This window comes from Corallococcus exiguus (assembly GCF_009909105.1).
Taxonomy (GTDB): domain Bacteria; phylum Myxococcota; class Myxococcia; order Myxococcales; family Myxococcaceae; genus Corallococcus; species Corallococcus exiguus.
Genome location: NZ_JAAAPK010000008.1, coordinates 498,081 through 509,774 on the forward strand (window position 1 = coordinate 498,081; position 11,694 = coordinate 509,774).

An 11,694-nucleotide genomic window follows, 5' to 3' on the forward strand; every position below is an offset into this window, starting at 1 on the left:
TCCCGGGTTGCGTGTCTGCCCATCCAAGGATGGGCAGACACGCAAGCACAGCGGGGGCGGGCGCTTCAGCTAGTAGCGGAAGCCCACCTGGAGCGACAGGCCGGGGTACTGATCCACGGCGCCACCGGCGACGTACGGGTCGCCCGGCTCCGGGTTGAACTTGAAGAAGTAGCGGCGCAGGTCCGCCTTCAACCTCACGTCCAGGATGCGATTGAGCCGGTACGCCAGCGTGGCGCTGCCCGTGACGGCGCCCGCGGACATGCGCGGGAACCACGCGTCCGAGGACAGCTCGCCGGAGTCCAGCGGGTGCTGGTAGCCAAGCCGGAAGTTGAAGTCGAACTTCTCCGACAGCGCCGCCCGCACGCCCAGGCCCAGGCCCGCGGTCTTGTACTCCACGTTGGGCAGGTCCAACGGCCGCTCGCCGTCCACCGCGTCGATGCGGAACGTGTTCATCCCGTACGTGCCGGTGAGCTCGAAGCCGTGTTGCTTCGCCGCGCCGAAGGGAATCACGTAGCGCAGGCCCGCCTGCCACTCGCGCGCCGTGGTGGGGTAGGTGACCTCGCCCGAGGAGCCCGTGGACTTCAGCCCGAAGGACTGATCAATGGAGCCCGTGATGCCCAGCCGCGCCAGCGCTCCCTTCTTGAAGGCCGCGAGCGGATAGACCGTCACGTCACCCGCCAACTGGGGCGCTCCCGGCAGCGCGAAGCCGCCCACGTCCGGGCCCAGCGTGTACGGGCGCAGCACGCCGAACACGTCGTCCTTGTAGCGCAGCGAGCGGCCGAAGAGCTTCAGGCCCAGTGCGCCCTCGACGATGGGCGCGGAGGCCGTCAGCTCTGGCTCCGTGGAGGAGGAGTCCTCCGGCTTCTCCGGGGCCTTCGTCTCCTTGGGAGTCGCGGCCACCGGCTTGCGGTTGGGCTCCGCGGCGGGCGTCTTCGTGGGCGCGGGCGTCTCCGCGATGGGCGTCGCGGGCTTCACCGACGGCTCCGGCTCCACCGGCGTGGCGGGCTGCGGGGGCGCCACCGGGGCGGCCACTGGCGCGCTGGACTTCTGCAGGCCGCGCTCCAGCGCCGTCCACTGACGCTTCACCGCCACGGGCACCAGCTTCGGCGTGGCGGGCTTCGCGGCGGGGGGCGAGGCCAGCGCCTTGCCGTCCTTGCCGTTGCGCACGGTGACGCGCACCTGAGGCTTCTTGCCCACGGTGGACGTGTCCGCCACCACCACCGCGCTCAGGCCCAGCTCGCTCGCCACGGCGGCGGCGCCGGCGGGCTGCGTCGGGTCCCTGCCCATGCGTGAGGCGGCGGCGCGCACCGCGGACTCGGGGACGACTTCGTAGCGGGCCGGACGGCGGGCCAATTCCGCCTCCAGCGCGTCGCGCGCGGCGTCCGCGTGCGGACCGGAGGCGAGCACCGCCACGCGGCGCGCCTCCGCGGCCTGGGCCTTCTTCTTCGCGGACTGCGCCGTCTTCGCGGACGCCTTCTTCGGCGCGGCGTCAGCGGCGGGGGCGAGCAGCAGGGCCGCGCCCAGGAGGGCCGCGGCGGAGACATGACGGGTGCGCGTCATCACGGGGAGCTCGGCTTTCCGGCGACCAGCCACTCGGAGAGGCACGCGGTGTCGGAGGCGTTCAGCGACGCGCCCAGCGGCATCCGCGCGCCGCAGCCCGGAGAAGCCGTGAGCTTCATCAGGAAGAAGGACTGGGACGGGTTGGCGCTGTCCGCCAGCGGCTTGGAATTGCACGCCGCGTTGGTGGTGTAGAGCCGCCCGGGGAGGCCGGACGCCTGCAGGTCCAGGCCCCCGCCCGCCGAACCGTTGGCATCCGTGGAGTGACACGACAAGCACTGCGCCTGGATGATGCTCGCGCCGGTGGTGCCGGCGGCGCAGGAGCTGGAGCCCCCGGTGAAGCGCTCGGGGTCATCGAGCCCGCCAGCACAGCCGGCGGTGGTGGCGAGGAGCGCGGCCGCGAACAGCGTGGCCAGCGGGGCGCGATACGGACGACGGGCGGCGGTTGGGTTCGCGAACAAGTCGAGCACGGGGGCAAGAGGGGGGGAACGACAAGCCCCGCAGATTACCCGGGCAGAGCCTGACTGTGCACCCATCAACGGATCCGTTCTCACTCGCGTGACATGCGCTCCCCGCGCCCGCCTGCCTGTCCCCAGGTGGGCCGTTGTCACACCCGCACCGGGCCGAGCGCCGGTGAGGTTCCCGGCTACCTGCGCTTCTTGAGGAAGCGGGTCACGCTGACCTTCCCGAACCGGCCGCCGAACAGGTACCAGGTGAGCACCGCGCCGAAGAGGGCCGCCGCCAGCGCGATGCCGACGATGCCCAGCACCGGCACGTTCCCGTACATGGGCGGCCGGGGCGCGAAGGCGATGAACGCGCCCACGATGAAGCCGCACGCGCACAGGCCCAGGAAGGCGATGACGGCCACGCTGCGCAGGTTCTCGTTGAGCTTGTCGAACTGCTCCGCGCGCACCGTGACGCTGAACTTGCCCGTCTCCAGGTCCAACAGGATTTGCGACAGCTGCGTGGGCAGGTCCTGCGCCATGGACTGGAAGCGCAGGAGCGTGCGCATCAGGCCGCCCTGGAGCTGCGAGGGATCGTACCGGCCCGCCATCAGCTCCTTCGCGTACGGCAGCGCGACCTCGATGATGTTCAGCTCCGGGTAGAGCCCGCGCAGCATGCCCTCGGTGGAGATGGAGGCGCGCGACAGCAGCGCGTACTCCTTGGGGATGCGGATGCGGTACTTCACGGCCAGGTCCAACAGGTCGCGCAGGAGCGTGCGCGCGTCCACCTGGCCCAGCGTGGTGGGCAGGTGCTGGCCGAGGATGGCCTCGATGTCGTTGCGGAAGCCCATCAGGTTGGCGCGCGCGTCCGGCACGCCCACGCGGTAGAGGATGCGCGCCACGGAGTCGCTGTCCTTGAGCGCCACCGCCAGGCACAGCATCACCAGCGTCTCCTGCATGGGGCGGGTGAGCCGGCCCACCACGCCGAAGTCCAGGAGCGCCAGCCGGTTGCCCTCCATGAGCAGCACGTTGCCGGGGTGCGGGTCGCCGTGGAACAGGCCGTCGTCGAAGAGCTGGCGGAAGCTGGCCTCCAGGATGTGCTGGGCAATCTGCTTGCGGTCCGCCTCCGCGAGGGCGGCGGGGTTGATCTTCTCCCCGCGGATGAACTCCATGGTGAGCACGGTGCGGCTGGAGAGCGCCGCGTGCACGCGCGGAATCTTGAGGTACGGGCGGTCCTTGTGGTTCTCCAGGAACGCGCGGATGTTGGTGGCCTCGTTGATGAAGTCCAGCTCCTCGTGGATGGCCCGGTCGAACTCGTCCACGATGCCGGAGGGCGAGTAGATGCCCGTCTCCTCCACCACGGCCTCCAACAGGCGCGCCAGCGAGCGCAGCACGCCCAGGTCCGCGTCGATGCGCTGGGCGATGCCGGGGCGCTGCACCTTGATGACGACCTCCTCGCCGTCCATCGTCACCGCGCGGTGCACCTGGGCGATGGACGCGGCCGCGAGCGGCTCCGGATCCACCTGGGCGAACAGCTCCTGCACGTCCTTGCCCAGGGCGTCGCGGATCTGCGCGTGGACCTGCTCCAGCGGGATGGCCTCCACGTTGTCCTGGAGCGTGGCCAGCTCCTCCACGAACTCCGCGGGCAGCAGGTCCGCGCGGGTGGAGAGCACCTGACCCAGCTTGATGAACGTGGGGCCCAGCTCCGAGAGGAAGAGGCGGAAGCGGCGCGCGGTGGACTCGCGGCGGGCCTCCTCGGAGACCTCCACCTTCTCCTTGCGGCCGCCGAGCAGGCGCCAGACGCCCGCGCGCTCGGTCACCTCGCCGAAGCCGTGGCGGGCGGCGATGAGGGCAATCTGCCGGATGCGGTTGAGGTCCTGGAGGTTCATGGGGAGGCGCGTATGGGAGCCTGGGCTGGACGGGCCACGTAGCGCAAGAGCACGTAGCCCACGACCGCGGAGAGCAGCGAGCCCGTCAGGATGCCCAGCTTGGCCTCGGCCAGCAGGGCCGGCTGGTTGGCGAAGGCCAGCCCGCCCACGAAGAGGGCCACCGTGAAGCCGATGCCGGCCACCACCGCCACCCCGTGCAGCTGGGCGAGGCTGCCGCCCGCGGGCAGCGGCGACACGCCCGCCCGCACCGCCGCGAAGGTGAACAGGAAGATGCCCACCTGCTTGCCCACGAAGAGGCCCATGATGATGCCCAGCGGCAGGGGCTTGAGCAGGTCCGCGAACGACATGCCGGACACGTCCACGCCGGAGTTGGCCAGCGCGAACAGGGGCACGATGCCGTACGCCACGTAGCCGTGCCACAGGTGCACGAAGCGGTTGAGCGGCGGCTCGATGTCCTCCAGCGCCTCCTCGATGTGGAGCAGCTGCGCTCCGCGCGCGGCCTCGTCGTCCGGCTGGGAAACGAGCCCCTGGACGTAGGCCGCCAGCTCCTCCAGCACCTCGCGGCCCGGGCGGCTGGGGAGCGCGGGGATGCACAGGCCCAGGATCACGCCGGACAGCGTCGCGTGGATGCCGCCGTGATGCATGGCGTACCAGAGCGCCGCGCCCACGACGGCGTAGACCAGGCCGTTGCGCACGTAGAAGCGGTTGAGACCCCAGAGCACCGCGACCAGGGCCGCGCCCACGGCGAGCCATTCGACGTGCAGGCCCGTGCCGTAGAAGAGCGCGATGACGAGGATGCCGCCGATGTCGTCGAAGATGGCGAGGGCGGTGAGGAACACCACCAGCCCGTGGCCCACGCGCGCCTTCACCAGCGTGAGACAGCCGATGGCGAACGCGATGTCCGTGGCCATGGGGATGGCCCAGCCGCCCTCCGCGGGCGTGCCGCGGGTGAAGAAGTAGTAGAGCGCGGCGGGAACCACCATGCCGCCCAGCGCGGCGATGAGCGGCAGCAGCGCGCGGGAGAAGGTGCGCAGCTCGCCCGCGGACAGCTCGCGCTTGATCTCCATCCCCACGAGGAAGAAGAAGAGCGTCATCAGCCCGTCGTTGATGAGCTCGCGGAAGGTGAAGTGGCCGCCATGGCCCACGATCTCCAGGTGCAGGGGCGCGTCGAAGACGGCGGCGTAGGTGGAACTCCAGGGGGAGTTGGCCCACGCGAGCGCGGCCACCGCGCAGAGCGCCAGGAGGATGCCGCTGCTGGCCTCCAGCCGGAAGAACGCCTGCACGGGGGCCAGGGCCACCTTGAACAGGGCGGGGACGGGGGGACGGTTCGTCGTCTGGGAAGAGTTCGCCATGTCGGAGAGCAGCCTGCCGGGGGGCACGGGGCCTGCAAACCGTTTTCGGAAGACGGCCTGCCGAAATGTCGGACGCCGGTGGTAGGCATACGCACCAGGTAGGGGCGTCCGTTCGTTGATCCGGGGGTAAGGTCGTGAGAGAAGGTCGGGGATGGCGGTGACGCAGCAGGCGAAGACAGGCAAGGCGGCGGACGTGGTGCTGCCCGACGTGGACACGACTCCGGAAGTCGGAACGGGTGAGGCCCCCGCGGGTGCGCGGGAGATCGCTTCCCTGACCCCGATGATGCGCCAGTACCTGGAGGTGAAGGCGCTCCATCCGGACACGGTGCTCTTCTTCCGGCTGGGTGACTTCTACGAGATGTTCTTCGAGGACGCGGTGAAGGCCTCGGAGCTGCTCCAGATCACCCTCACGGCCCGGGCCAAGGGCGCGGACAAGATTCCGATGTGCGGGGTGCCGTACCACTCCTCGCGCCGGTACATCGCGAAGCTGGTGGAGCACGGCCTCAAGGTCGCCATCTGCGAGCAGGTGACGGAGCCGGGCGCGGGGCCGGGCATCGTGCAGCGGGAAGTCACCCGGGTCATCACCCCCGGCATGGTGCTGGACGACGAGGTGCTGGAGCCGCAGGCCAGCAACTTCCTCGCGGCCGTGTGCTGGGGTGAAGCGGGCTTCGGCGCGGCGCTGCTGGAGGCGTCCACCGGCGAGTTCTACACCTTCGAGGCCCAGAGCCTGTCGGAGCTGGTGGAGGGCCTGTCGCGCGTGGAGCCACGCGAGCTGCTGGTTCCGCAGGGCATGCGGGATGCGCCGGAGGTGGTGCAGGTGTGCCAGCGGCTGTCGCGCGTGCCGGCCGTGGCGGAGAGCGAGGGCGCGGCCTTCGAGCACACCCGGGCCTCCGCGTTCCTGCGCTCGCACTTCAACGTGCAGTCGCTGTCCGCGTTCGGGTTGGACGGCTCGCCGCTGGCCACCGGGGCGGCCGGGGCCGCGCTGCGCTACCTCAAGGACACGCAGAAGACGCCCGCGGCGCACGTGGACCGGCTGTCGCGCCAGGAGCGTGCGGGCTGTCTGGTGATGGACGAGTCCTCGCGCGGCAACCTGGAGGTCCTCAAGAGCCTGCGCGACGGCGGCCGCAAGGGGTCGCTTCTGGGCGTGCTGGACAGGACGGCCACGGGCCTGGGCGCGCGCAAATTGGCTCGCTGGCTGTCCGCGCCGCTGTGCTCGCTGCCGGAGATCGAAGCGCGGCTGGATTCCGTGGAGGAGCTGTCCGGAAAGAGCGTGTGGCGCGAGGAGTTGGTGGCCACCCTCAAGGAAGTGGGCGACCTGGAGCGGCTTTGCGGCCGGCTGTCGCTGGGCGCGGGCAACGCTCGTGACTTGCGCGCGTTGGGGCTGTCGCTGACGCAGCTGCCGAGGCTGGGCGCGGCGCTCGCGCGGTGTGACGCGTCGCTCTTGAAATCGCTGTCCGGGCCGCTGGGCGCGCTGCCGGAGCTGGCGGACCTGCTGATGCGCGCGGTGACGGACGAGCCGCCGGTGGTCATCCGCGACGGCGGCTTCATCCGGCCGGGCTACCACGCGGAGCTGGATGACCTGGTGGCGCTGTCCACCACGGGCAAGGACTACCTGCTCAAGCTGGAGCAGCGGGAGAAGGACCGCACGGGCATCTCCTCGCTGAAGATCCGCTACAACAAGGTGTTCGGCTACTACCTGGAGGTGACGAAGGCGAACCTCCACGCGGTGCCCAAGGACTACATCCGCAAGCAGACCACGGTGGGCGCGGAGCGCTTCGTCACCGAGGAGCTGAAGGAGTACGAGGAGAAGGTCCTCACCGCGGAGGAGCGCCGCGTGGTGCTGGAGCTCCAGCTGTTCGAGGAGCTGCGCACGAAGGTCATCGCCGCGGCGCCGCGCATCCGTTCCGCGGCGGAGGCGGTGGCCACGGCGGACGCGCTGGTGTCCTTCGCGCGGTGCGCGGCGGAGTACGGCTATACGCGGCCCCAGGTGGACGCGGGCGAGGGGCTGACGATCACGGGCGGCCGGCACCCGGTGGTGGAGCGGATGCTGGGCGCGGGCGAGTCCTTCGTCCCCAACGACGTGCGGTTGGATCCAGAGGACGCGCAGTTGCTGGTCATCACCGGCCCGAACATGGCGGGCAAGAGCACGGTGATGCGGCAGGTGGCGCTGACGGCGCTGATGGCGCAGGCGGGCTCGTTCGTGCCGGCGAAGGCGGCGCGCATCGGCCTGTGCGACCGCATCTTCACGCGCGTGGGCGCGGCGGACAACCTGGCGCGCGGGCAGTCCACGTTCATGGTGGAGATGACGGAGACGAGCCACATCCTCCATCACGCCACGAGGAAGAGCCTGGTCATCCTGGATGAGATTGGCCGAGGCACGTCCACGTTCGACGGCTTGTCCATCGCGTGGGCGGTGGCGGAGCACATCCACGACAAGGTGGGCGCGCGCTCGCTCTTCGCCACGCATTACCACGAACTGGTGGACCTGGCGCGCGAGCGGCCCCGGGTGAAGAACCTGTGCATCGCGGTGAAGGAGCAGGGCGGCAAGGTCATCTTCCTGCGCAAGCTGATTCCTGGCGGGGCCAGCCGCTCCTACGGCATCGAGGTCGCGAAGCTGGCGGGCCTGCCGCCGGAGGTGGTGTCTCGCGCCCGTGAGCTGCTCCAGAACCTGGAGTCCGGTGAGCTGGACGACGCGGGCCGTCCCCGCGTGGCGGTGCGCTCCACGAAGCGCGTGGCCCCGGTGAACGCGGGACAGCTGGGCCTGTTCGGTGGAGCGCCGCCGGCCGTTGCCGCGCCACCCGTGCCTCCCGAGCACGCGGAGGTGCTGGAGTCACTCCGGACCGCATCCATCGACCGGATGACGCCGCTGGACGCGCTCAACCTGCTGGCGAAGCTGAAACAGACGTTGAGCTGAATACATTTTCTGCCTGCCCGGTCCGTGAGCTTGAGAGCAATCACTGCTCTCCTCACGGAAAAAGGCAGACATGACGAGCCGCTTCAGATTTCCAGATGTTTCGCTGTTGAATTCATTCCCTGTCACAACCCTGCTGGCGGTGGCCGCGCTGTCGGCCCCGTCGCTGGCGCTGGCCTCCACGACGGTGACGCTCACGCCCGTCGCGGACTCCTACGTCTCGCCCGACGGGCCCGACTCGAACTTCGGGAACCACGGGACGTTCGTCGTGAACCGGGGGTACGCCGAGGCCTACCTGCGGTTCGACTTGAGCAGCCTGCCCTCGAACGCGGTCATCACGGCCGCCAGCCTCAGCTCGCTGGCCTATGACGGCTACGCGTACGGGGGCGACGGCAACGTGTACACGTCCTTCGTCGCGGATGACTCGTGGCAGGAGATGGGCATCACCTGGAACAACCGGCCCACTCCCGCGGCGACTCCGGTGGGGGAGTGGTTCCTCTGGTACGACTACACGGTGGAGGACAAGCGGGGCGTCAATTCCAATGCCGCGCTCATCCCCGTCGTGCAGGGCGAACTGGCCGGAGACAAGTTGGTGAGCTTCCGGCTGCACTCGCCGGGCTACAAGACGCGCTACCGCTCGCGTGAGGTCACCAACGCGGCCCAGCGCCCGGCGCTGACGCTCACCTATTCGGTGAACGAGCCCGTCACCGTGGTGCTGGATCCCGAGGCGGATGCGTACATCACCGGCGGCGACCACGGTGAGAACACGATGAACTACGGCCGGGAGCAGGCGCTGCACATCAACTACCGCTGGGACCGGAAGTTCTTCCTGCGGTTCAATCTGGCCAGCATCCCCGCGGGGGCCCTCATCCAGTCCGTGAAGCTGTCCGCCACGGCGTTCACGGGCAGTTCGCCCGGCGGCGATGGCAACGTCTACGTGTACCGGTTGTGGGACAACAACTGGGACGAGTACACCATCACCTACGACACCCAGGTCTGGCCGATCTGGGAGCTGCTCGGGACGTGGTGGCTCTGGTATCCCGGAGGCAGTTCCTACGACCAGGTGGGCGCAACGGCGGATCCGGCCTTCATCCCCGTGGTCCAGGCCGCTTCGGATGCCACGGACCGGCGCATCTCCTTCCGGCTCAACGGCCCGTACTACGCGACGAGCTACTACTCGCGCGAGTCCCCGGACGCGTCGAAGCATCCCAAGCTGGAGGTGACGTACCTGCCGTGATGCCGCGGGCCTTGTCCTGAAGGGCAGGGCGCTCCCACGCAACCGCTTCCGTCCTCGTTCGATACAGGAGCCAGGACGGAAGCGAGGGGGCTGTCTCCACAACGGTGCTTCCGTTTCGAGTGCAGGGTCGTTGTCTGGCGTTTCGCGGGTGAGCACTGAAGCGCTGACGCGGGCGCGAATGCGGGTCCTTCACTCGATGCGAGCTAACCGGGATCGAGCGCCCAGGTTCCTTCTTCCCAGCGTTTCAATGCCTGCTGCGCTCCAAACGGGACCAGTCCCTGTCCCTTGGCAGCTTCCTCCAGGACCGCTCTGGCTTCGGCCGTCCGATAGCGGAGCAGATGTGCGGCAGCCATCACACGCACGTCCATTCGCTCATGCTTGAGCAGCACTGCGAGAGCGTCACGTCCGACATTGCCGTGGGCCAGGAGCTTGTCGACGGCGGCACCGTACTTCCTGGCGTGCTTGTTCCCGGTCTTGGCGTCTCCCCGGAAGATGGCCTCGTTCTGCGCGGCCACGTTCTGGGCGAACTGTTCGACAAGATCCTCCAACTTCATCACCAGAGCCCCTTCCCGACGTTCTCGATAGCGAGCAACCCGAAGTCACGTTGGGCCTCGTAGGACTGCGTGCTCAACCATTGCCGCACGGTCAATGGCGAGCCGGTAATATCGCGTCGAATCGAGGAAAAGAACGCGCTGACGTCGGAGTGTAGGGTCTTGTCCAGTGGGATGATGTTCTCGGTGTTCTGGAGGGACTGGGGGCCGAAGCGCTTCGCATTGCCTGGGGTCTGCTCGACGATGTGGTGCCACTCCTTGTTCTTGCCAGCCGGGCCCATGGCCTTCTTGAAGCCACTGAATGACCCCCAGGCCCTGTAGCCCGTGGGGCGCGCCTTGGAGGCAGTACTACCGCCGCCCGTGCCCTTGGCCGACATGGCCACCGCCCCAGGCGCGAGAGCGATGGTGACGGTCTCGGCGCTCACGGCCACCGTTCCCACATCCGCGACCGCCGCGAGCCTGAAGCCCATTTGCGCTTCGGCGTGCACTGCCGCCTGCGCGGCGCCGGGTAGCTTTGGCACCTTCGCCCCCAACCCCGCCGCCGTGTTCCCGATTGCAGCCGTGGCCAACATGGCAAACGCGCGCGCGGCGTTGCGGCCCATGACTTTGCCGTAGCGCTCCCCTGCCTCGCGGAGATCGTCAAACGCAGTAGCCCGCTCCGCATCCTCCACCAACCGCTTGAAGCCCACGATGAGGCTCCAGAACGTATCGACCCCCACGTAGGCAATGAGCGAGGCGGTCATCACGGCGGCCACGCCCTTCGAGAAAGGCTCGGGCACCGCGAGCAAGATCATGTACGTGGTCCACGTCCAAAGAACCGCCGCCATCATGGCCTGGGGGTCGGCCATGTCCTTGAAGGCTTCCATCATCTCGTCCATCACGACGCCCTGGGCCAAGGCCATGGCCAGGGCGTAACGGCCATCCTCGGTGACAGTGGGGCTCTCCACCAGGAGGCGCAGGCAATCGCCGGGCTTGTGCGTGCGCTCGCACCAACGCAGGTAGGCGCGCGTCAACTCCACCTCTGTCGCAGGTTGCGTGCCCTCCAGGTGTTCGCCCGGTCCCAGTGGGATGACACGGTGGCCGCGTGGATCGTAGAGGTACAAGCCGCTGCGCGACTCCACCTCGAACACCCGCCGAGCCGTTTCCTGGGGACGGGGAGATGGCCTCACGCTCCGGGCCAGCGCTTCTACTGCTCCAACGAAGTTGTCTTCGTCCAGTTTCACCGGTGCGGCATCTCCGCTGCGTGGGATGAGGACGATGGGCTCGCCGTGGCCCGTGTGCAGGCGCACGGACTTCGTGGTGCCGCTGCATCCGGCCAGCATCACAACCAACAAGGGAATCGACCATCGTGGCAGCATGCGGAGCACTCCTGGCGCTAGCCCCCTTTCGTCGGGAGTCCAGCGTCGACCCAAGGTTGAGTAATACCAGATAGAGCTGTCAGTTAGTCATCCCGCTCGACAAGGCACTTCATGAGCTGGTGACCGCGTTCTATTCGTCCAAACGCCAGTTCATCACCGGATCAGAATCGCTGACCGTGAGGCAGTGCCTGAGTGCTCAGACGCTCGAAGCTCAACGGGCGTTCGGCTTGCGGAGCATCGAAAACATCAGGAAAGGAGTCTGGCGATGACGCCTGCGGCACTCGTCGATGAATTCGCCTCTCACGTTAAGGCGCAGACTGACGCGATCTTCCGGGGGAGGCTCCAAGGGCGTACCTGCTCCGCTACAGGACCCACGAAGCGAAGGCCGTCCTGGAG

At 68.8% G+C, this 11,694-nt stretch carries 8 protein-coding genes and 1 pseudogene; 3 read left to right on the plus strand and 6 right to left on the minus strand.

What is annotated here, in order from left to right; genetic code table 11:
* Nucleotides 1–69: 69 nt before the first annotated feature.
* The 4 genes from GTZ93_RS28260 to nhaA form a co-directional block, all read right to left on the minus strand.
* Nucleotides 70–1,560, minus strand: coding sequence for a hypothetical protein (locus tag GTZ93_RS28260; protein WP_161663117.1), 1,491 nt, complete (start codon nucleotides 1,558–1,560; stop codon nucleotides 70–72).
* Nucleotides 1,560–2,018: a cytochrome c gene (locus GTZ93_RS28265; RefSeq protein WP_139915783.1), complete on the minus strand. Its 459-nt coding sequence runs from the start codon at nucleotides 2,016–2,018 to the stop codon at nucleotides 1,560–1,562. The genes GTZ93_RS28260 and GTZ93_RS28265 overlap by 1 nt, the downstream gene beginning before the upstream one ends.
* Before the next feature lie 185 nt (nucleotides 2,019–2,203).
* Entirely contained in the window at nucleotides 2,204–3,889 is a 1,686-nt protein-coding gene (locus GTZ93_RS28270; RefSeq protein ID WP_139915782.1) for an ABC1 kinase family protein, read from the minus strand.
* The gene (gene nhaA / locus GTZ93_RS28275) at nucleotides 3,886–5,241 is read right to left on the minus strand and encodes a Na+/H+ antiporter NhaA (RefSeq protein ID WP_139915781.1); all 1,356 of its coding nucleotides are present in this window, start codon (nucleotides 5,239–5,241) and stop codon (nucleotides 3,886–3,888) included. The genes GTZ93_RS28270 and nhaA overlap by 4 nt, the downstream gene beginning before the upstream one ends.
* A 151-nt stretch (nucleotides 5,242–5,392) precedes the next feature.
* On the opposite strand from nhaA, the gene mutS reads away from it, so the two are divergent.
* Both mutS and GTZ93_RS28285 read left to right on the plus strand, forming a co-directional pair.
* Nucleotides 5,393–8,155: a DNA mismatch repair protein MutS gene (mutS, locus tag GTZ93_RS28280; RefSeq protein WP_139915780.1), complete on the plus strand. Its 2,763-nt coding sequence runs from the start codon at nucleotides 5,393–5,395 to the stop codon at nucleotides 8,153–8,155.
* 106 nt (nucleotides 8,156–8,261) lie between these two features.
* Nucleotides 8,262–9,389 carry a CBM96 family carbohydrate-binding protein gene (locus GTZ93_RS28285; protein ID WP_161663118.1) on the plus strand — a complete coding sequence of 376 codons (1,128 nt, stop codon included), beginning with the start codon at nucleotides 8,262–8,264 and terminating at the stop codon, nucleotides 9,387–9,389.
* A 203-nt stretch (nucleotides 9,390–9,592) separates the two neighbouring features.
* On the opposite strand, the gene GTZ93_RS28290 is transcribed toward GTZ93_RS28285, so the two are convergent.
* Complete coding sequence (locus GTZ93_RS28290; protein ID WP_139915804.1) at nucleotides 9,593–9,943, minus strand: DUF2019 domain-containing protein; 351 nt, start codon at nucleotides 9,941–9,943, stop codon at nucleotides 9,593–9,595.
* Complete coding sequence (gene sitA5, locus GTZ93_RS28295; protein ID WP_139915778.1) at nucleotides 9,943–11,298, minus strand: SitA5 family polymorphic toxin; 1,356 nt, start codon at nucleotides 11,296–11,298, stop codon at nucleotides 9,943–9,945. Before sitA5 ends, GTZ93_RS28290 begins: the two co-directional genes overlap by 1 nt.
* 86 nt (nucleotides 11,299–11,384) lie before the next feature.
* Here sitA5 and GTZ93_RS43480 point away from each other — a divergent pair.
* Nucleotides 11,385–11,567 (plus strand): annotated as a pseudogene (locus tag GTZ93_RS43480) (AHH domain-containing protein); the annotation flags it as partial.
* Nucleotides 11,568–11,694: the final 127 nt, after the last annotated feature.